General features: G+C 63.0%; 20 protein-coding genes. 8 read left to right on the top strand and 12 right to left on the bottom strand.

The genetic code is table 11. The features are described from left to right. Nucleotides 1-86: 86 nt before the first annotated feature. From K728_RS0104705 to K728_RS0104695, 3 genes are read left to right on the top strand one after another with little or no spacing between them, the layout of a single operon-like run. On the top strand, nucleotides 87-848 hold the full coding sequence (locus K728_RS0104705) for an IclR family transcriptional regulator (protein ID WP_019482152.1): 762 nt from the start codon (nucleotides 87-89) through the stop codon (nucleotides 846-848). A gap of 46 nt (nucleotides 849-894) precedes the next feature. Further along, entirely contained in the window at nucleotides 895-1,911 is a 1,017-nt protein-coding gene (locus tag K728_RS0104700; RefSeq protein ID WP_024476011.1) for a PHP domain-containing protein, read from the top strand. Nucleotides 1,912-1,971: 60 nt separating this feature from the next. Continuing rightward, the gene (locus K728_RS0104695; RefSeq protein ID WP_019482150.1) at nucleotides 1,972-2,730 is read left to right on the top strand and encodes an SDR family oxidoreductase; all 759 of its coding nucleotides are present in this window, start codon (nucleotides 1,972-1,974) and stop codon (nucleotides 2,728-2,730) included. Between the two features lie 55 nt (nucleotides 2,731-2,785). Here K728_RS0104695 and K728_RS21170 read toward each other — a convergent pair whose 3' ends face one another. Then, a complete protein-coding gene (locus K728_RS21170; RefSeq protein ID WP_019482149.1) occupies nucleotides 2,786-3,052 on the bottom strand; it encodes a hypothetical protein in 267 nt (88 codons plus the stop codon). 172 nt (nucleotides 3,053-3,224) lie between these two features. Between K728_RS21170 and K728_RS0104685 the strand changes: the two genes are divergently transcribed. Further along, nucleotides 3,225-3,629: a helix-turn-helix domain-containing protein gene (locus K728_RS0104685; protein ID WP_019482148.1), complete on the top strand. Its 405-nt coding sequence runs from the start codon at nucleotides 3,225-3,227 to the stop codon at nucleotides 3,627-3,629. Between the two features lie 18 nt (nucleotides 3,630-3,647). Here K728_RS0104685 and K728_RS0104680 read toward each other — a convergent pair whose 3' ends face one another. Further along, nucleotides 3,648-4,859, bottom strand: a complete 1,212-nt coding sequence (locus K728_RS0104680) for a PucR family transcriptional regulator (protein WP_024476010.1) — start codon at nucleotides 4,857-4,859, stop codon at nucleotides 3,648-3,650. Nucleotides 4,860-5,138: 279 nt separating this feature from the next. Between K728_RS0104680 and ald the strand changes: the two genes are divergently transcribed. Continuing rightward, on the top strand, nucleotides 5,139-6,251 hold the full coding sequence (ald, locus tag K728_RS0104675) for an alanine dehydrogenase (RefSeq protein ID WP_019482146.1): 1,113 nt from the start codon (nucleotides 5,139-5,141) through the stop codon (nucleotides 6,249-6,251). A gap of 1 nt (nucleotide 6,252) precedes the next feature. Here the strand turns inward: ald and K728_RS0104670 are convergent, their stop codons facing one another. The 3 genes from K728_RS0104670 to K728_RS0104660 form a co-directional block, all read right to left on the bottom strand. After that, on the bottom strand, nucleotides 6,253-7,272 hold the full coding sequence (locus K728_RS0104670; RefSeq protein WP_024476009.1) for a Gfo/Idh/MocA family protein: 1,020 nt from the start codon (nucleotides 7,270-7,272) through the stop codon (nucleotides 6,253-6,255). A 114-nt stretch (nucleotides 7,273-7,386) separates the two neighbouring features. Continuing rightward, a complete protein-coding gene (locus K728_RS0104665; RefSeq protein WP_019482144.1) occupies nucleotides 7,387-7,578 on the bottom strand; it encodes a hypothetical protein in 192 nt (63 codons plus the stop codon). 49 nt (nucleotides 7,579-7,627) lie between these two features. Then, nucleotides 7,628-8,626, bottom strand: a complete 999-nt coding sequence (locus tag K728_RS0104660) for a lantibiotic dehydratase C-terminal domain-containing protein (RefSeq protein ID WP_024476008.1) — start codon at nucleotides 8,624-8,626, stop codon at nucleotides 7,628-7,630. A gap of 604 nt (nucleotides 8,627-9,230) precedes the next feature. Here K728_RS0104660 and K728_RS0104655 point away from each other — a divergent pair. Together K728_RS0104655 and K728_RS0104650 are read left to right on the top strand one after the other, a co-directional pair. Next, a complete protein-coding gene (locus tag K728_RS0104655; RefSeq protein ID WP_024476007.1) occupies nucleotides 9,231-10,199 on the top strand; it encodes a helix-turn-helix transcriptional regulator in 969 nt (322 codons plus the stop codon). Nucleotides 10,200-10,302: 103 nt separating this feature from the next. Further along, on the top strand, nucleotides 10,303-11,565 hold the full coding sequence (locus K728_RS0104650; RefSeq protein WP_024476006.1) for an aminotransferase-like domain-containing protein: 1,263 nt from the start codon (nucleotides 10,303-10,305) through the stop codon (nucleotides 11,563-11,565). 7 nt (nucleotides 11,566-11,572) lie between these two features. On the opposite strand, the gene K728_RS20865 is transcribed toward K728_RS0104650, so the two are convergent. The 5 genes from K728_RS20865 to K728_RS0104625 all read right to left on the bottom strand — a co-directional run bounded on the left by K728_RS20865 (nucleotide 11,573) and on the right by K728_RS0104625 (nucleotide 16,644). After that, on the bottom strand, nucleotides 11,573-11,809 hold the full coding sequence (locus K728_RS20865; RefSeq protein WP_133185410.1) for a hypothetical protein: 237 nt from the start codon (nucleotides 11,807-11,809) through the stop codon (nucleotides 11,573-11,575). Nucleotides 11,810-11,833: 24 nt separating this feature from the next. Further along, nucleotides 11,834-13,228: a dihydrolipoamide acetyltransferase family protein gene (locus tag K728_RS0104640; RefSeq protein WP_024476005.1), complete on the bottom strand. Its 1,395-nt coding sequence runs from the start codon at nucleotides 13,226-13,228 to the stop codon at nucleotides 11,834-11,836. A 9-nt stretch (nucleotides 13,229-13,237) separates the two neighbouring features. Then, nucleotides 13,238-14,212 carry an alpha-ketoacid dehydrogenase subunit beta gene (locus tag K728_RS0104635; protein ID WP_019482138.1) on the bottom strand — a complete coding sequence of 325 codons (975 nt, stop codon included), beginning with the start codon at nucleotides 14,210-14,212 and terminating at the stop codon, nucleotides 13,238-13,240. Then, entirely contained in the window at nucleotides 14,213-15,385 is a 1,173-nt protein-coding gene (gene pdhA / locus K728_RS0104630) for a pyruvate dehydrogenase (acetyl-transferring) E1 component subunit alpha (RefSeq protein ID WP_024476004.1), read from the bottom strand. It abuts the gene before it with no gap. 119 nt (nucleotides 15,386-15,504) lie between these two features. Continuing rightward, nucleotides 15,505-16,644 carry a histidinol-phosphate transaminase gene (locus K728_RS0104625; RefSeq protein WP_024476003.1) on the bottom strand — a complete coding sequence of 380 codons (1,140 nt, stop codon included), beginning with the start codon at nucleotides 16,642-16,644 and terminating at the stop codon, nucleotides 15,505-15,507. 51 nt (nucleotides 16,645-16,695) lie between these two features. Between K728_RS0104625 and K728_RS0104620 the strand changes: the two genes are divergently transcribed. Beyond that, entirely contained in the window at nucleotides 16,696-17,088 is a 393-nt protein-coding gene (locus tag K728_RS0104620; RefSeq protein WP_019482135.1) for a phage holin family protein, read from the top strand. Here K728_RS0104620 and K728_RS20045 read toward each other — a convergent pair. Beyond that, nucleotides 17,065-18,393: a hypothetical protein gene (locus tag K728_RS20045; RefSeq protein WP_156911174.1), complete on the bottom strand. Its 1,329-nt coding sequence runs from the start codon at nucleotides 18,391-18,393 to the stop codon at nucleotides 17,065-17,067. The genes K728_RS0104620 and K728_RS20045 overlap by 24 nt on opposite strands. Further along, nucleotides 18,390-18,698 carry a hypothetical protein gene (locus K728_RS0104610; RefSeq protein ID WP_024476001.1) on the bottom strand — a complete coding sequence of 103 codons (309 nt, stop codon included), beginning with the start codon at nucleotides 18,696-18,698 and terminating at the stop codon, nucleotides 18,390-18,392. The genes K728_RS20045 and K728_RS0104610 overlap by 4 nt, the downstream gene beginning before the upstream one ends. Between the last annotated feature and the right edge of the window lie 131 nt (nucleotides 18,699-18,829).

Genomic DNA, 18,829 nt, shown 5'->3' with positions numbered 1-18,829 from the left:
CTGAGTGGAAAGTACGATAGCCTCTAGAAAGTTTCCACCTCGCGGATCAAACCTGTCAGTGGGAGCTCGAGAATTGGGAGTGTCACATGGCTGAGAAAGCAGCAGGCGGCGGGGTACAGTCCGTCGAGCGGGTCTTCGAACTGCTCGAGCTCATCACCGACGCCGGCGGGGAAGTCTCCCTCAGCGAACTTTCCTCCTCGACCGAGCTTCCCTTGCCGACCATCCACCGCCTGCTGCGCACCCTGGTCGCAAAGGGTTATGCCCGCCAGCTACCAAACCGCCGTTACGCGCTGGGCCCGCGGCTAATCCGGCTGGGCGAAGGCGCCAACAAACAGCTCGGAGCTCTTGCCCGTCCCCAGCTGAAGAACCTGGTTGACAGTCTGGGCGAGACGTCCAATATGGCAGTCCTGGATTCGGACATGGTCATCTACATCGCTCAGGTGCCCTCCCCCCACTCGATGCGCATGTTCACCGAGGTGGGCCGCCGCGCCCACACCCACGACACCGGTGTGGGGAAAGCCATCCTTGCGCAGTTGAGCAACGATGCGGTGCGCAGCATCGTCGGCCGCGCGGGCATGCCCACGCCGACCGACAGGAGCCTGAAAAACATCGACGAGTTGCTGGCCGAACTGGAGCTCATCCGCGAGCGCGGTTACTCAGTCGATGAGCAGGAGCAGGAACTCGGCGTCAGGTGTTTCGCCATGGCCGTCCCCGACGCGCCGACCCCCAGCGCCATTTCAGTATCCGGGCCGGTCTCCCGCGTCGATGAACGATTCGCCGAGAAGGCCGTCCCTCTGCTCCGCGAGGCGGTCCGATCAATCGCCGCGGAACTGAATCTGAAGGCCTGACCCGGTGTTTCGGCGACTTCATACCGGGTTATTTGTAGGGTGAAGCATGGACGCCCTAGCTGCGCTTAACGAAATTGCCTTCTGGCTCGAACGCAAGGCAGCGCCAACCTTCAAAATCAAGGCATTCCGGAACGCCGCCGATCTCCTCGGTGAGCTGTCCTTCGACGAGCTGCTGGCCAGGACCAGAGACGGTCGACTAAAAAGGATGAAGGGCATCGGGGCGCGCACCTTCGAGGTGGTCTCCCAGTCCGTCAGCGGAGAGATCCCCGATTACCTCGCTGAACTCCGCGAACAGTCGGCCATGCCCCTGGTGGAAGGCGGACACTCGCTCAGGGCCGCCCTACGAGGCGACCTGCATAGCCATAGCAACTGGTCCGACGGCGGTAGCCCCATCGAACTGATGGTCCAGGCCGCACAAACCCTCGGCCATCAGTATCTGGCCCTCACTGATCATTCACCCAACCTCACTATCGCCAATGGGCTCAGCGCCGAACGACTCGCTGAGCAGCTCGATATTGTGGAGCGGATCAACGCCAGCGCCGCCGGGTTCCGGCTGCTGGCCGGCATCGAGGTCGACATTCTTGAGGACGGCACCCTCGACCAGACGCCAGCGCTGCTGGACCGGCTCGACGTCGTCGTCGCCAGCGTGCACTCCAAGCTTCGCTCTGACCGTTCCACTATGACCCGGCGGATGCTCGGCGGGATCCGGAACCCACAGACCAACGTCCTGGGACACTGCACCGGCCGTCTCGTGCAGGGGGCCCGGGGGACTCGCCCGCCGTCGGAGTTCGACGCCGTCCAGGTCTTCGCGGCCTGCGCCGAAAACAACGTTGCCGTCGAGATCAATTCCCGACCGGAACGCCAGGATCCCCCCGATGAACTGATTCGCCTGGCACTGGATGCTGGCTGTCTTTTCAGCATTGACAGCGACGCGCATGCGCCCGGCCAGCTGGATTTCCTGCAGTACGGGGCGGAACGGGCCGAAGCCAATGGCGTTCCGGCTGAGCGCATCATCACTACCTGGCCGGAGGAGCAACTGCTCAGCTGGCTCAACGGCGACTAGGTGAGCCAGCATCGCGGAATGAACCAACCGACAGCACCAGAACTAGCCCAGGGGAAACAGATGGACGTAACACCCAGTACGCCCACCGCAGTCGTGACAGGCGCAGGCTCGGGCATTGGGCGTGCCGTGGCCCGAGAGTTTCTCACCGCCGGGTTCGACGTCGTCCTGGCGGGCCGGAGACAAGCTGCCCTTGAGGAGACCGCAGACGGGCATCCCCACGCCCATGTGGTGTCCACCGATGTTACCCGGCCCGACGATGTCGACCGACTGTTTTACTACGTCCAGCAGGAGTTCGGGGCCCTGTCGGTACTTTTCAATAATGCGGGCGTGTTCGGTCCTTCGGGCGCCGTTGACGAGATTCAGCTGGCAGAGTGGGCCGACACCGTTGCGGTCAATATCACCGGCGCGTTCCTGTGTGCCGCAGCCGCTGTTCGACTGATGAAGAGCCAGCAGCCACCGGGTGGGCGGATCATCAACAACGGGTCCATTTCGGCTCATTCACCCCGCCCATTGTCGGTCGCCTATACAACCACCAAGCATGCGATTACTGGCTTGACCAAGTCGATCGAGCTGGATGGACGCCCCTTCGGCATCACCTGCGGCCAAATCGACATCGGGAACGCCCACACCCAACTCATGGACACCATCGGCGTCAACGGCGGCGCGTTACAAGCAGACGGCTCCCGCCGACCGGAGCCCACCTTCCCCGTGGCAGAGGCAGCCCGGGCGGTCCTTTTGATGGCTCAACTGCCGGCCTCTGCATCGGTCGGGTCGTTGCTCATCACCGCGAGCGGGATGCCCTTCGTCGGCCGCGGCTGACCCGGGCGCCTTTTGGCCACTGGGCGGTGCGGCTATGCCAGGAGGTGCAGCGCCGTCAGGAGTACCAGAACCAGTTGGGCGGGTTCCAGGAATCCGGCACCTCGTGCCCGTTAAACCTCCCGCAGACAGAGCAGGAGTAATTGACGCTCGCTGCAACAAGGTGACCGCCCCCCGCGGGACGACGCGCCGGGACGAAATCCTCATACATCAGGAACTCGTCGGTGTCGCATTCGGAGCACCAGGGCAGGCCCGGGTCACGTTCCCTGACATCGCCTGCGGGCACTCGGGTCCGCTCGGACTCGTATGGATTGAATATTGCCATGGGAATCACCACTCCAGCCAGTGAATAATTGAGCTCCGGTTAATTCCGTCCCCTTATGAGTGGACCCCACCCTAGTCCTCTCACGACATTTGGGGAAGAGCCTGTCGTCACCACTGGATTAACGAATTCTGTTGAAACTTTCACTTTTGACAGGCCTTGGCAGAATAGAGGAATGGTCATCCGCAGCCCCCACACCACCGAGGCCCTTCGCCCAGCCGATGCAGCACCGTTGAACCGTGCCCTCGCCGAAACTGCTGACGTCACCGTATTTGTTGACGGCACCGCGGTGAAACTGCCACCTGCCGCCCGGGATGCTGTCGTCGACGTCCTGCGTCGGCTTGCTGCCGGCGACGCCGTCACCACCACCTCCGCTGCCGAGACCCTGACCACTTCACAGGCCGCGGCGGCAGCTGGAATTTCACACACCTATTTACGAAATCTCACTGATGCTGGGATTATTCCGGTCGAATATCGCGGCACCCATCGACGAATTAGATCCCAGGACATTACCAAGTGGCTGGCCACGCAGAAATCAGACAAACGCGGAGAGTCGCCGCGATCAATTACGGGCAGCTAACAGACTGCCAATACCGGATTAGATCCTGGGACGCCGTGACCATTTCCGCGCCTTGAGGGCTAAATGGAGTTCCAGCCGCACATGACCGTTCAGCGGGTCCGCGCCGATGATCGACCGGATTCGCGCCAGCCGGTTGTAGACACTACTGCGGTGGAGGTGCAGTTGCGCGGCTACATCCTGAACCGACCCGTTCTTGTCGTAAAGCAACTCCAGGACGGGCAGTAGTTCAGAGTTTTTATCCTGCTCCTCAATTTCGGCGAAGTGGACCGACTTGGCGGATGTCAGCTGCCACCCTCCGGCGGCTAGGAACTGATAGCACCCGGTGGCCCGGTATTCAGTGATCAGACCGAGCCCTCCATCGACCGCCGACGCCTGGACGGCGTGGCGTGCCTGGCTGAAAGCCTTTGGCAGCTCCCGTAGATCAAGCACCCGTTCGCTCAGCCCCAGCAGGGCGCGCCCCACAGCACCGCCTTCACGCTTGGCTTGTTCCTGATCGTATCGGCGAAGGATCTCAGCGTATTCGCCGCCGCCCACGTCACCGGTGAGGAGCAGCACGGCGATGGCCGGAGTCCCGGCGCTGAACAGCACCGACCTCACACCGACGGTGGCCTGCAGGGCGGCAGTGCGGTGGGTCAGCAGGCTCGCGTGGGGGTCTGCGGGTTCGGGCAGATCGTTCTGGGCGTAGAGCACCGCTACCTGCCAGGGAGCAGTGTTGTGAAGCTCGGGCCAACCAGCCAGCTCGTCGGTACCAGCCTCGGTCCCGTCACAGGCCGCCAGAAAGATGCTTTCCCTCTTGCGACGGTGTTCGGAGGCTGCCGTGTTGCCTTCCAGTAGTAGTGATGCAAGTCGATCCATGTCAGCACGCACATCCGGGAGCTGGTCGAGAATGGCCTCGGGGGTCGTCTCGTTTGCCTCCTGCTGCACCCAGAGGTAGCCCACCCGGAACCCTCGGACCAGCAAGGGAACGCAGACTCGTCCGAGCATCCCTAGCGACGGGTTGGCTGGCAGCACCACTGGACGGACTGCCGATGAGATGCCGTGCTGCAATTGCCATTGGCTGACGTCGGCAGGCACCTTCTTGCTCAGCAGGAAATTGACCCTGACCCGGTCAGCAGCGGATTGGTGGCTGCTGTACGCCAGCAGCACGCCGTCGAGATCTTCAAGAGACAGGCCGCGGTTCAGCCGGGCGGCTATCGATTCGACGGCCGCGTCGACCCCGTCTGGCTGCATTGCCTCATGCTACTGGGCGGCGTCACCAAGGAGACAATTGATGCGCAAAAGGTCGACACTTGTCGACGTCGTTAGCTGCTGTTCGTATGGTAGTGAACCAGGTCACATTCCGCACCGGGCCCGCATCCACAGGGATCGTTGACCCAGTCGGGCCATCATCCGTCCCCGGGCGACGATCTAACACGACCGGGGGGCTGCCCGAAGGCTCCTGGTTGTCCGTAGGCTAGGGACCTGGCTATAAGCCACCTCACCGCACCTTGAGAGTGAACGGAGAATCCCGTGATCGTCGGCGTTCCTAAAGAAGTCAAAAACAACGAGTTCCGCGTGGCCATCACCGCCTCAGGGGTGCATGAGCTCCGTACCAACGGGCATACAGTCCTGATTGAAAAAGACGCTGGAGTCGGTTCATACATTACCGACGATGAGTACTCTGCAGCCGGCGCGGAGATTGTCACCTCTGCCGACGAATTGTGGTCCCGGGCGGACCTGGTGCTCAAGGTCAAGGAGCCGATCGCCGAGGAGTATCACCGGTTCCGCGAGGGTCTGATTCTCTTCACCTACCTCCACCTTGCGGCGGAACCCGAGCTGACCCGGGCACTGCTGGACGCGGGCGTAACGGCGATTGCCTACGAAACGGTTCAGGACGGGCGCGCGCTGCCCCTGCTGGCACCGATGTCCGAGGTTGCCGGTCGACTGTCGGTACAGGTGGGAGCTCAGGTCCTGACCGCTCCTGCTGGTGGCCCCGGTCTACTCCTCGGAGGGGTACCCGGAGTACGCCCAGCGAAGGTAGTTGTCCTCGGCGCCGGCGTAGCCGGCACAAATGCGGCAGCGATGGCGGTGGGCACTGGCGCTGAAGTCACCATTCTCGACATCAACATTGGCCGGTTGCGCGAGTTGGACGCCCTCTACGCGGGCCGGGTCAAGACCGTCGCCTCAAATGCCTTTGAAATCGAGCGAGCAGTGTTGGACGCTGATCTGGTGATTGGTTCTGTCCTGATCCCCGGTGCCCGTGCTCCGAAGCTCGTGACGAACCAAATGGTTTCCCGGATGAAACCGGGAAGCGTCCTTGTGGATATCGCTGTGGACCAGGGTGGTTGCTTCGAGGATTCACATGTGACCACGCACGAGAATCCCACCTTCACCGTGCACAACTCGCTGTTCTACTGTGTGGGGAACATGCCGGGCGCAGTGCCCAACACCTCAACCTACGCACTCACCAATGTGACGCTCCGCTATGCGGTCGCACTGGCGAACCGCGGGGTCCGGGCTGCGTTTGAGTCCGACGCTGCACTGGCGCATGGCCTGAATATTGCCGGTGGACGGGTTGCACACCATTCTGTTTCCGAAGCTCACGGCCTCGACCTTGCCGCTGACTGGCGAGAACTGGTCTGACTCAGCGGAGGTGGGTTGCCTCAATGATCCGCAGGGCAGCAATGCTGTCCTGCGGATCTACGGGCACCGGTGCACCATCGAGCACGGCTGAGGCCATCAGCTCGTAAAACCGCGGGTAAGCGCCCTTCTCCGTGCGCACCTTGGTAGCGTCGGCGTCGAACCCCAGGAGCCCCCAGGCGAGTTCATCCTCGACTCCATAAAGGGAATCTGTGGGCAGCATTCCCGCGATGATCGACGGTTCCTGCACGTCAACACCCCACTTCGAATAGGCCGACTGGGATCCAACGATACGGAACCGGGGGGCAGCCTGTGGTGCCAGGGCGTTCATCCACAGGTGGCTGATGGTCCCGCTGGTGTGCCGCAGGGCGAGGAACGCATCGTCATCCGGCCCACCGTCGCCGCGGTGCGCGGCAAGCTCGGCGTATTGCAGCTCCGCGGGCCCGAATAGCTGCAACGCCTGGTCGATCAGGTGCGGTCCCAGATCGTAGAGTATGCCGCCGCCCTCCCCGGCGACCGCCCCCTTCCACGGTTTGGACACCACAGGTTTGAAGGACTCCATGCGGGACTCGAAGCGGCGTACCGTCCCGAGGGCGCCGTCGTCGATGAGCTTCCGGGCGGTCAGGAAATCGCCATCCCACCTTCGGTTCTGAAAAACGCTCAGCACCGTCCCACGAGACCGCGCCAGTTCGATGAGCCGCAGACCATCCGCCGTGTCGACGACGAAGGGCTTGTCGACGACGACAGCGAGCCCAGCCTCCAAAGCCGCTTGAGCCAGCGGAACGTGAGTGGCCGGCGGAGTGCTGATCACGGCCAGATCGAGCTGACCAGCCAGGGCGAAGGCGTCCGCGGCAGTCGGTACTACGCGGACACCCGGATACCGCACCTCGGCTTCGGCTTTCCTGGCTGGGTCGGAAGTGACGATGATATCGAGTGAGTACCGCGGGTCAGCGTGGATGAAAGGGGCATGAAACACGCGTCCACCAAGGCCGTAGCCGAAGACTGCTGTTCGGATTGTCGTCATGGGCTCAGCCTACCGGGCGGAGTTAAACCCTTCGATCCTCGACTGTTCGATAAACCTCAGCCGCAATGAACACCGCCCGCAGTGAGAATCAGAGGCAGTCAGAACCAGAGGCAGTCAGGACCAGAGGCTGTCCGCCCAGGCGGCATCGCGCAGGTAGTCCCTGGCCGGTCCAACCTCCCACAATTCGCCACGGGAAGCGAGCACACCCTGCACCAGCATGTCCTCAAGGGTGTCCGGTGAGCACCCCAGAGCCTCACTGAGTTCCCGCACATCGGTTGCCAGGATGACATCATTGCTAATCGCCATGGTGCTCTAATCCTTCCGTGGTGCCCTGCTGGTCGGGTCTGGGTCTGGCCTAATTCTGTCGGTAAGTGGGTGACTCGCGTTCGATGCCCCATGACCGGGCGTACAGACCGAGGACTGCCTCTTCACGGGTAGAAAAGCCCAGCCGATTCAGCGTCAGGTGCGCCTGGTAAACGGTCAGGTGCTGAGCGCTGCGGCTCACCTGGGCCTTGTCGGCGCGGTAAAGATAATTGTCGATCCCGCGGGACCATCTGCGACGCCAGTTATGCGCCGCAGATTCGGCAGCGGTGGCCGCCATCAAGCCGTGGAAGGCTGAAGCCCGGACCTCCACCTGTGCCGCCAGGGCCTCACGGACGCCCACCGCGCGGGGGCCCAGGTCAGCGGTGCAGGTTCTGAGGTGACTGTTCCAATAAAAGTCCCAGCTGATTCGCCGCCGGTCAGGCCAACCAGCAGATCGTGGGCCTTTCATCATGCTCCGTGCAGAGTCGAAAAGGATCAGCGCACCGAACGCCGATCGGTTGTGCATCTTGGGGAAACGTCGGCTGGCCCATGAGGCCAGCTCGGAGGAGAGTTCGAAGACCTCTTCAGCAAGTTGGAGACCTGCAACCCCACCGTATTTCTCGAGGTCGGCTTCCAGCTTCCTTCTGATCTCATTGCCACTGGATTTATCGGAGCCCGGGGGCAGCTGGCTGCCCGCTGGTGAGGAGAGGTACTGCCGGACGTGCAACCCAGCCACAGCGCTGGGGTTTGCGCCGCCAAGGTCCCCCGCGGTGGCCCGGGCCCGGAAGGTGGCAAGCGAGGTCTGAAGACTGGCAATTGCGGCGGGACTGGCAAGAACGTGAAGCCGCACCTGAGGCACCGTTGGTTCCTCACCCCGGGTGAAGAACCAACGGCTGGCCCCCAAAAGCTGAGCCTGCGCCGCCAGTGGGGTGACCAGATCTTCAATGATGCCGTCCGCTACATCGAAGCCACCGGTAAAGAGCGAGAGATGCCACCATTGAGTGCTGTTGGCGGTTCGTGAGGCGTTTCGAACTGCAACCAGCTGACTCATAGCTCTCTCCTTCCGGATGTTGGTCACCGCCACTGGGGCGAGTCTAAGTGCTGCCATCCCGACGGGAATCGGTCAAAACAACCTGCTATTTCGGCCACTCCCAGTTGTCTGCCATCACCGTTTTAGGCCATTCCCAGTTCGCCGCGCTGAGCTCGGGACTGGTAGAGGCAACGACACTCATGACGACTAGAAGACCGGCTACTGTGCCGACAATCTTTTTCACGAGAACCCCCCTTGAGTGGCCACATGTGGTGGTGCGTCGGCGGAAGTGATGCCGATACCCACAACCATGAGCCGCTGGCTCTATCGATGTCCAGCCAGATAACCACCCTGTTCTGGACATGGCCTAAAGATGACTAAATGGCAGATTTCTGCCGGCGCAACCAACGCTCGCAAGACCCCAATACCCGCACCCGTCCAAGGGAAATCCGCTCCTGGGGCGGAACCGCGACAGGCATCAAGCACTGTGTCATAAAGTGGACATGTCATGTTTTACAGCGCCATGATCGACCTATCAGGCGGCGCTGCACAACCGAATCGCCCCGCGAGGAAACAGGTCGGTAGGCTACAGGCAGGTGTGCCGCCATACCGGGGAGGAATGTTCATGCTCGACGGACTAGGTCTAGAGCTCTACCGCTACGCCGTCGCCCACCCCGGATGGACGCGTCAGGGTGCCTCGGAGGCCCTTGGTTACACCCTGAGGGACATTGATTCCGCGACGAACCAGCTCAGTGAGCGGAAGCTGCTCAGCTCACATGCAGCGGATTCGGACGCGTTCGTCGCGATTTCGCCCGACGTCGCGCTGGCCGATCTGGTTGACGCTGACGAGCGCCTCGTCCAGGACTTGAAGAGTCGGATCAACACCAGGCGCCTCGAGCTATCCGGCCTGGTTCCCCTCTACCTCGAAGCCCGCAGGGACGTCCTCTCCAGCGCATCGGTTGAGGTGCTCGAGGACCCGCACCTGATTCAACGGGTGTTGATCGAGTATGGTCGGGACGTTTCCGAGCACGTGTTGATGGCTGTCCCCGGCCAGGGCGCGAATGCAGATTTCCAGGAGGAGAACGTCAGGAAGGACGTCGACCTGCTGAAGCAGGGCGTGAACCGCAGGAACCTCTACGACCTCAGTACCCGCGACCACATGCCGACCCGCAAGGCGGTGAAAGCGATTGCTGCGGAGGGCGGCGAGTTCCGCACTTTGCCGTCGGTGCCATTCAGGATGCTGATTTTCGACCGGAAACTCGCTGTGGTGGCTCGGCAGCTGACGAGCGACGACAAGGCCGCGATGATGATCCGCGACCCTAACCTGGTGAACGTCTTCATTCGGTTCTTCAACTTCACCTGGGAGTTCGCCGAGCCGTTTCCAACGGAGGAGGATACGGTGTCGCCGCTCAATGGAACCCAGCAGGCAATTCTTGCGGGCCTCGCTGCCGGCTACTCGGATGAGGTTATTGCCCGGCGCCTCGATCTCAGTGTACGCACGTGCAGACGGCACATTGCCTGGATGCTCGAGGCATTGAAGGCTGACAGTCGATTCCAGGCGGGCGCGAAGGCCCGCGATGCGGGCTGGATCTGACCACAGGGAGAATACCTACAACAGGCAACACCCGTTGCTCATTAGTTAACCCCTGCCTTAGACTGCGTGAGTGAACTCACAGGCAAAACTTGACCCAACGACCATGCCGGCCGAAACCGAAGCAGCGCTGGTCCGCGCAGTTGATTCAGCTCATCGACACGAGGCTCTATTCTCCGATCGGGCTGCGAACATCAAACAGTCTGCGGTGCGCGATGTCTTCGACATTTCAATCCAACCCGGGCTGGTGTCGCTCGCCGGAGGAAGCCCCTACCTGCGTTCGCTTCCCCTGAAGGAGCTTGGCGACACTGCCCACCGGATCATCGCCGAGCACGGCCTGGAGGCGCTGCAATACGGCGGTGGCCAGGGGATGGAAAAGCTTCGCCAACAGATCTGCGAGGTCATGGCGGCCGAGGGAATTACCGACGCCGACCCGGCAGACCTCGTGGTCACAACCGGATCGCAGTCAGCGCAGGACGTCGCCGCCAAGGTTTTCTGCAACCCAGGCGATGTGATCCTGTGTGAGGACCCCACATATGTCGGAGCGCTCAACACCTTCGAGGCATACCAGGTGGATGTCCAGGCGGTGGCCATGGACGACGACGGCCTGATCCCCGAAGCCCTCGAACAGCGGATCACCGAACTACAGTCGGAGGGCCGAACCATCAAGGCCCTCTACACCATCCCCAGCTTCAACAACCCGAGCGGGATTACCCTGAAGGCCAGTCGCCGTCAGGTCATTGTCGACATCTGCAAAAAACACAACATCCTCGTGCTGGAGGACAACCCGTACGGCCTGCTGCGCTTTGATGGCAAGCCGCTGACCCCGCTGCGCGAAGGCAACCCCGACGACGTCATTTATCTGGGGTCCTTCTCCAAAATTTTCGCCCCCGGGGTGCGGCTCGGCTGGGCGTTGGTGCCCAGGCACCTGCATCGGCGGTTCTATCTGGCGTGCGAAGCTGTGGTGCTTTGTCCATCCCCGCTGACCCAGATGCTGGTTTCGGCCTATCTCAGCGATTACGACTGGCTGGGTCATCTTGAGACCACGCGAGCCTTGTACAGCGAGAGGTGTTCAACCATGCTGAGTGCCCTGGCGCAGCACCTACCAGCGTCGGTGTCGTGGACGCGTCCCGATGGGGGCTTCTTTATCTGGGTAACCCTGCCCGAAGGGATCGACACCTACCCCCTGCTGTACAAGGCAATCGACGCGGGGGTGGTGTTCATTCCCGGTGCCGCTTTCACCCCCTCCGATGCCCCGTCGAACAAGCTGCGGCTTGCCTTCAGCGCAGTCTCCAGCGAGGACATCGTCACGGGAATCGAGCGTCTTGCCCCGATCCTCCAGGAAGCGATCGCATCGAATCATGCGTAAGCGGAGGCTACCTGTTGCGGGAACGCAACCGGTCCAGGACAACCGAGACCGCCAGCAGCAGGACGGCAAGAATCAGCAGCCGGACCACGAAGTTCAGTTCCGGGAAGAGCCACTGCAGCACGGTTGAGCCGATGAACGCGGCGAGCAGCATGGGCAACAGCCGCTTGAGGTAGGAACCGGTGGGCGACGGCGCCCCCGAATTTTCTCGGTCGGGGCGCTGGCTCGGACTGGGGTTATTTGGCATCGGAAACCAGCCTAGGGCACAACCTCAGTCGAGCAGCAGCGCAGGCTCCTCCAGGATGGAGGCGACGTCGGCCATGAAGCGTGCGCTGAGGTCGCCATCCACCACCCGGTGGTCGAACGATCCCCCCAATGTGGTGATCCACCGTGGGATAACTTCCCCGTCCAGCACCCACGGTTTCTGCTTGATCGTGCCGAAGGCCACGATTGCAACCTCTCCCGGGTTGATGATTGGCGTCCCTGTATCGATCCCGAGTGCGCCGATGTTCGTGACTGTGAGAGACCCGCCCTGCATCTGGGCTGGTTGCGTCTTTCCCGCACGAGCAGTGGTCGCCAGCTCATTGAGGGCGATCGCGAGTTCCTTCAACGTCAGGTCCTGCGCATCCTTGATGTTCGGAACCATCAGTCCGCGAGGAGTAGCGGCAGCGATGCCCAGGTTCATGAAGTGCTTGACGAGGATCTCGTCACCGGCCCAGGTCGCATTGACCGACGGGTTGCGGGCGGCGGCCCAGATGACTGCCTTGCACAGAATGAGCAGGGGCGACACCTTGATTCCCTCGAAGTCCCGGGAAGCCTTGAGCCGCTTCACGAACTCCATGGTGCGGGAGGCGTCCACGTCCACGAAGATGCTGACGTGCGGCGCCGAGAAGGCGCTGTCCACCATCGCCTTGGCGGTCGCCTTGCGGACACCTCTGACGGGCACGCGTTCAATCCGCTGGTCCTGAGGCTTTTGGGTCGCTTCCCAGAAGGTATTGGCGCCGTCCTGTTCGGCGTCGCGCTGCGCCTGGTAGCTCATGAGATCCCGCTTGGTCACCTCGCCCGAGCGGCCAGTCCCTTCGACATCGGACAGGTTGATTCCGAGATCGCGGGCCGCCTTCCGAACCGGCGGTTTGGCCAGCACCCGGTTGGCTGGCTGCGCCCCGTCAGCCGGCGGGGCGGACTGCGGAGTTGGAGCCTGCATTGGCGCTGCGTCAGCCCGTCGAGGCCGCCGCTTCACCGCATCAGCTTTCGGGCCGGTTCCCACCAGTGGGCCGGCCTCCGGTGTCTCCTGGGCGCCCGGAGGCTGTCCGCTGTCGGCTGCGAAGCCGCTGGTGGCTGACGCGTCCGTCGCGGCTGATGGATGAGTGGTCGCCGGCGGGGTGGATAACTCGCCGGGCATCTGGGGAGCTGGCGCGTCGTCGTCGCCGTCCGCTACAGAGATGATCGGCGAGCCGACGTCGATGGTCTCACCCTCCGTGGCTAGAAGCTCCGCGACGACGCCCGCGTACGGGGAGGACAGCTCTACCAGGGATTTGGCAGTCTCGATCTCGACGATGATGTCATTGATCGCGACGACGCTGCCTGGCTGGACCTTCCACTGAACTATCTCTGCCTCGGTGAGCCCTTCCCCGACGTCGGGGAGATTAAACGTATTGAGTGTCATGGGGTTCCTCTAGTAGGCCAGGGCCCGGTCGACGGATTCGAGGATCCGATCAATATCTGGCAGGTAGTGCTCTTCCATGCGCGCCACGGGATACGGCAGGTGGAAGCCTCCTACCCGCATCACGGGGGCCTGTAGCGAAAGGAAGGCGCGTTCGGTCACGCGGGCCGCAAGCTCACCGCCGATCCCGCCGAACGTGGGCGCTTCATGGGCGACAACCAGCCGTCCCGTCTTTTGGACTGATGCCGTCACCGTGTCGAAATCCATCGGTGACACCGACCGAAGGTCGATTACTTCGATACTGTGTCCATCCTCCGCTGCAGCCGCTGCGGCGGCGAGCGCAACGGGCACCAGCGGGCCGTACGCCACCACTGTCGCGTCCGTGCCTTCACGCAGCACGTGGGCGGTGAACGGGTCCCCGGATGGGGAGGTTAGGTCCACCTCCCCCTTGAGCCAGTAGCGTCGTTTCGGTTCGAAGACGATCACCGGGTCGTCGCACTCGATGGCCTGCTGGATCATCCAATAGGCGTCCTGGGGGTTGGAGGGCGTGATGATGCGCAGTCCTGCGGTGTGCGCAAACAACGCCTCGGGTGACTCGGAGTGGTGTTCAACGCTACCGATCCCGCCCCCATAAGGGATCCGGATGACCACCGGAACTCGGAGCATTCCGTCGCTGCGGGCATGCATCTTCGCCAATTGGGTGGTGATCTGGTTAAACCCCGGGAAGACAAACCCGTCGAACTGAATCTCGCAGACGGGTCGATAGCCGCGCAAGGCCAACCCGATGGCTGTCCCGATGATGCCTGACTCGCCAAGCGGCGTATCGACTACGCGATCTGCGCCAAACTCGGCTTTCAGGCCCTCGGTCACGCGGTAGACGCCCCCGAGAGCGCCGATATCTTCGCCCATCAGCAGCGTCGTCGGGGAAGCCTCCAGCGAGGCGCGGAGGCCCTCGTTGATCGCTTTGGCGATGGTCATGACCGGCATCTAGCGACCTCCATCCTTCTCTGGCGCGAATCCAGCCTCGTAGTCCTGCCAGAACCGCAGTTCCTCCTGAACCAGGGGGTGCGGCTCGGCATAAGCCGTGCCGAAACGCTGGCTAAGATCGGGTGCTTCCATGGCGAGGACCGCGCGACGGAGCCGGCCGGCCTGCTCCGCCGCCTCCGCCTCAAGTCGTTCGAAAAACGAGTCGGCGGTGCCGTTGGCTCGGAGATAAGTTTCCAACCGGAGTAGAGGATCACGCGCCAGCCATGATTCTTCGTCAGCGGAGGCACGATACTTGGTCGGGTCGTCGGCTGTCGTGTGGGCACTCATCCGGTAGGTGAACGCCTCGATGAGCACCGGCCCCTTGCCCTGCCGGGCATGTTCCAGCGCCCAGGCGGTGACCGCACTGACTGCCAGGACATCGTTGCCGTCGACGCGGATGCCGGGGAACCCGTAGCCCGAGGCGCGCTGGGCCAGGGGTACCCGGGTCTGGACGTCCGAGGGCACCGAGATGGCCCAGTGGTTGTTCTGGCAGAAGAACACCACCGGGGCGTTGAACGAGGCGGCGAAGACCATCGCTTCGTGAACGTCACCCTCGGAGCTGGCCCCATCCCCGAAATAGGCGACCGATGCCGCCGCGGGGACGGCAGGATCGGCGGTACGGTCCCGCTGAATCCCCATCGCGTAGCCGACAGCGTGCAGGGTCTGGGCAGCCAGCACCAGCGTGTAGAGCTGGAAGTTGTGCTTCCGGGGATCCCAGCCACCGTTCGTGATCCCGCGGAACAGCTTGAGGATGTCCGGTAAGTCGACTCCCCTGGTCAGTGCCACGCCGTGCTCCCGGTAGGTAGGGAAGGCATAGTCCTGTGGCTGCATTGCGCGACCCGAGCCGATCTGCGCGGCTTCCTGGCCGGTCAGTGGCACCCAGAGGGCTAGCTGGCCCTGCCGCTGGAGCGCAGTCGACTCCTGATCGAACCGGCGGATCAGGAACATGTCCCGGTACAGGCCCTGATAGGTGTCCGGATCGGGGGCATAGTCGCTGAACCGAGCATCGTCCAGCAGATCGCCGTCTGCGGTCATCAGCTGGACCATGTCCGGGGTGTCCAATCCAGCACCGGCCGGACCCACGCCGTTTCCGTTGCTGTCCAGCCCGGCTGCGGTCGATTGCACAACGTCCATACGTGCTCCCTCCCCGTCCTTATATACCTTGAATGGAATGTATCGCTGGGACATACGCTCATGCGCATGTACCTCGTCCACACTAGTCACGTGATCGTGCTCAACCCATTTATGACGCTCTACGAAAGGCCGGGCCCATGTGGGTAAGCAGCGCAAAGGTCAAGGAAACGGGTGTTGGCTTCGGGCTCGCCAATACTCACCCGGGCCCCCTCGGTGCCGAAGGCGCGGACCGACAAGGCCCGCTGTTCAGCGAGTCCCGCGAATTCCGGCGTGTTGTCGCCAAGCGCGAGCCAGACGAAGTTTCCCTCGGCGTTGGGCACAGTCCAGCCCAGCTCCCGCAGGCCCTCGACCACCCGGGTCCGCTCATCGACAATCCCCTGGACGCGCTCCCTCACCTCGTCGAAATGCTCCAGGGAGGTGACCGCAGCCTGTTCAGCGATCTGGGAGACTGCAAACGGCACGGCGCTCACCCTGAGATGTTGAGTCAGTTCCGGCTGCGAGACGGAGTACCCCACGCGAAGCCCAGCGAGGCCATGCGCCTTGGAGAACGTGCGCAACACCACAACGTTCTGGTGCTCCCGGTACATCGCGAGCCCGTCCACTGCCTCGGCGTCCCTGACAAACTCCTGGTAAGCCTCGTCGATGACGACGACGATATGCGCCGGCACCCGCTGCAGGAACGAGGCGACCTCGGCCGCCTTAAGGATCGGTCCGGTGGGGTTGTTGGGCGTGCACAGCAGGATGACGCGGGTCCTGTCAGTAATTGCCGCAAGCATTGCCTCGAGGTCGTGGGTTCCATCCTGGTTTAGTGGAATCTGCACACCGGCCGCCCCGGCCAGCCCAACGCAAATCGGGTACGCCTCGAATGAGCGCCACGGATAGATCACTTCATCGGCCGCGTCGTAGTCGTTTTGCCCCGCAAACGTGGCCAGGACCTGGTTCAACGCGCCCAGGCTTCCTGCGCCGGCAACAATGTCATCGGCGGGGACGGCGAGGAACGACGCGAGCGCCGTCCGGAGCGCGGTGGTCATCGGGTCTGGATAGCGGTTGATGTGCGTCTGCGACGCGATCGCCGCTAGCACCGACGGTAGCGGTGGGAGGGGGTTCTCATTGGAGGAAAGTTTGTAGCTCTGCAGGCCCTCGACAACGACCGGCGGCTTGCCGGCCGCATAGCGTGGCAGGCGGCCCAACACGCTGCGGGGATGGATTGAAGGTTCCTGTGCCCCGGCGTCGTCGCCCTGGCGCTCTGGTGTAGTCATAGGTCCAGCTTATCGCTGGGCATGGGTTGAGCCTTATGACAGCATTGGGTCATGCTGAAGTTCATTGTGCGTATCCTCATTAATGCGCTGGCGCTTTTCGTCGCGGCCTGGCTTCTTCCAGGCATCGAGGTGGGAGGAGCGGCGTCCAGTGGGGATACCACCGGAGTCGTGTTGTCTTACCTGTTCGTAGGGTTGGTTTTCGGTATCGTCAATGCGCTGGTCCGGCCAATCGTTGCATTGCTGTCCCTCCCGCTCACCATCCTGACGCTCGGTTTGTTCACCGTCATCATCAACGCAGGCATGCTGATGCTCACCGCGTGGCTGACCTCTTTCACCCCAATTCTGTTCTCGGTTGACGATTTCTTCTGGACCGCAGTCCTCGGCTCACTCATCATCAGCGTGGTCTCGATGGTGGCAGGGTCACTCACTGGCACTCGCAGGTAGCTGGGGTCCACCCACCGAGCGGCCCGGCTCAGGGGCCGGACCAGGCGTGAACCGATGTCCCCGTCGCCGCTGGTCAGTCGAGGAGGTACGCCCCTCAACCGATGGGCGGTGGGCTATGAACACATGCCGTTCGGCCGGGACCCGGGGACCGATCGCAGCCCTGAGTGTGGCGACGGTCGCTACCACTGAGGGGTGGCTGCTGGCCTCGACCGCTTCGGCCCCGGCCAGATAGGTGCCCAGCTTGTGCGCTGCGCCCAACCCTTTGTCGCCGTCGGGAATCCCTGCGACCGGATCCCGCAGGGTCACCGTCACCCGGTCGCGTTCGTCGGGATTCGAGGTGCCATCCACCTGATGGACCCAATCGTCGGCATGCTCCAGGTGCAGGTATTGAGCCCCACCGGAGGGTTCCCGGCCGGTGGGAGATCCCGCGGTCAACACCAGCTCAAGCTGGTAGGTTTCCACGAAGCCCGGGTTCTGGGCAATGTTCGCTGCGTGCATTCCGCCCTGGCTGTAGCCGACGACCATCACCCGGTCCCCCGGGACGGCTCCAGATTCGGCGAGCGCCGCTCCCACTGCCTCGGTGACAAACATGCTGTCGTACTGGACCGCCTCGACGATTCCGGTCGGATCGAAGGGCTGGGTGCTGGCGGTGATGGACGACCCCTGGGTGCCTGGCAGCACTACGACAAACACCGACCCCTCCGGTCCCTGAACTTTCAGCACCTCGAAGGCTCCTGGTCCGTCTGCATTGACCGCCTGGACCCGATCCAATAACGCGGGCACTGTGCCGTCGAGTGTCAGCCCGGCAACAGGCGATAGCCGTTCCACGCTCAACGCACTGGGTTCGGCCAGGTCGCCACCATTGGCGAGGCTGATGGCCCGAGCCAGGTCCCGTTCGACCTCTCCCAGAGCGGTCCTGGCTGCGGCCGAAGCCAGGCGAGCCATAGCCTCGGCCGCTTCGTAGGCCAGTCGGCACGCTTCAACCCGCTGGGCTGTGTCCCGCAGTTCGTCTTCGGCTGCCGCCAGCGCGGTCCGCGCATCGTCAAGGCCGGTGACGGCGCCGACCCCTGCGCCCCGCACGGTCGGGTCCTGCTCTTTGAGAAGCATTTGGAGCCGCCATTGGAGCTCCCCGCACTGCTGGAGGATATCGCTGATGCTGTCGGCCAGGAGCCCGAGCCGTACCGTTCCCTGCCGTAGCTCCGACCATTGGAACCTGATGCTTCCTACTCCACCGTTGACGACGATGCTGGACTCCACCGGTTCCGGTGGTGGGTTGACTGGCAAAAGGTCGCCCGTTGCCCTCATGGCAGCTGCTGCGCCAGGTACCGGTTGTACTCGAAGCTTCTGAGCGTGGCGGCGAACGATTCGACACCGATCGCGGCGTCTCGCAACAGTGCACCGCACAGGCGCACTCCTCCCGCCTGGACCAGAACGTAATCCCGATAGTTCCGGCCCGCCGGTGATTCCCACTCAAGGTCGGCAACCTCCACCATCCGGGACGCCACGTTATCCACCGCGTCAGCCTGGAGCAGGACCAGGGCGCTGAGCGCTACTGCGGTGCCACTGTCGGTCGCCCAGGGCTCGCACGGTAACCCAGCCGCACCGTTCATTGAATCTCCCTGTCTGTCCTAACCGGGGCTGTATCACTCGAACGGTACCCCCGCAGCAGGGCAGCCGTGGGCGAAAGCGTTGCTATGTGAGCTGGCGCAGTGCGTTGGCTGGAGGCGGGGGCAAGTCACAC

The sequence above is a fragment of the Arthrobacter sp. CAL618 genome, assembly GCF_000468215.1.
Lineage (GTDB): Bacteria > Actinomycetota > Actinomycetes > Actinomycetales > Micrococcaceae > Arthrobacter_D.
The sequence above is the reverse complement of the archived record's forward strand: the minus strand, read 5'-3'. Positions and strand labels throughout refer to the sequence as shown.

What these genes read in the sequence shown, in the direction of transcription:
- K728_RS20865 (WP_133185410.1), bottom strand. Translation starts at nt 11,809, where the DNA reads ATGCCAAATAACCCCAGTCCGAGCCAGCGCCCCGACCGAGAAAATTCG.
- K728_RS20045 (WP_156911174.1), bottom strand. Translation starts at nt 18,393, where the DNA reads ATGAGGGCAACGGGCGACCTTTTGCCAGTCAACCCACCACCGGAACCG.
- K728_RS0104620 (WP_019482135.1), top strand. Translation starts at nt 16,696, where the DNA reads ATGCTGAAGTTCATTGTGCGTATCCTCATTAATGCGCTGGCGCTTTTC.
- K728_RS0104685 (WP_019482148.1), top strand. Translation starts at nt 3,225, where the DNA reads ATGGTCATCCGCAGCCCCCACACCACCGAGGCCCTTCGCCCAGCCGAT.
- K728_RS0104625 (WP_024476003.1), bottom strand. Translation starts at nt 16,644, where the DNA reads ATGACTACACCAGAGCGCCAGGGCGACGACGCCGGGGCACAGGAACCT.
- K728_RS0104670 (WP_024476009.1), bottom strand. Translation starts at nt 7,272, where the DNA reads ATGACGACAATCCGAACAGCAGTCTTCGGCTACGGCCTTGGTGGACGC.
- K728_RS0104655 (WP_024476007.1), top strand. Translation starts at nt 9,231, where the DNA reads ATGCTCGACGGACTAGGTCTAGAGCTCTACCGCTACGCCGTCGCCCAC.
- pdhA (WP_024476004.1), bottom strand. Translation starts at nt 15,385, where the DNA reads ATGGACGTTGTGCAATCGACCGCAGCCGGGCTGGACAGCAACGGAAAC.
- K728_RS0104695 (WP_019482150.1), top strand. Translation starts at nt 1,972, where the DNA reads ATGGACGTAACACCCAGTACGCCCACCGCAGTCGTGACAGGCGCAGGC.
- K728_RS0104700 (WP_024476011.1), top strand. Translation starts at nt 895, where the DNA reads ATGGACGCCCTAGCTGCGCTTAACGAAATTGCCTTCTGGCTCGAACGC.
- K728_RS0104635 (WP_019482138.1), bottom strand. Translation starts at nt 14,212, where the DNA reads ATGCCGGTCATGACCATCGCCAAAGCGATCAACGAGGGCCTCCGCGCC.
- K728_RS0104705 (WP_019482152.1), top strand. Translation starts at nt 87, where the DNA reads ATGGCTGAGAAAGCAGCAGGCGGCGGGGTACAGTCCGTCGAGCGGGTC.
- K728_RS0104610 (WP_024476001.1), bottom strand. Translation starts at nt 18,698, where the DNA reads ATGAACGGTGCGGCTGGGTTACCGTGCGAGCCCTGGGCGACCGACAGT.
- K728_RS0104665 (WP_019482144.1), bottom strand. Translation starts at nt 7,578, where the DNA reads ATGGCGATTAGCAATGATGTCATCCTGGCAACCGATGTGCGGGAACTC.
- K728_RS0104640 (WP_024476005.1), bottom strand. Translation starts at nt 13,228, where the DNA reads ATGACACTCAATACGTTTAATCTCCCCGACGTCGGGGAAGGGCTCACC.
- K728_RS0104680 (WP_024476010.1), bottom strand. Translation starts at nt 4,859, where the DNA reads ATGCAGCCAGACGGGGTCGACGCGGCCGTCGAATCGATAGCCGCCCGG.
- K728_RS0104660 (WP_024476008.1), bottom strand. Translation starts at nt 8,626, where the DNA reads ATGAGTCAGCTGGTTGCAGTTCGAAACGCCTCACGAACCGCCAACAGC.
- K728_RS0104650 (WP_024476006.1), top strand. Translation starts at nt 10,303, where the DNA reads ATGCCGGCCGAAACCGAAGCAGCGCTGGTCCGCGCAGTTGATTCAGCT.
- K728_RS21170 (WP_019482149.1), bottom strand. Translation starts at nt 3,052, where the DNA reads ATGGCAATATTCAATCCATACGAGTCCGAGCGGACCCGAGTGCCCGCA.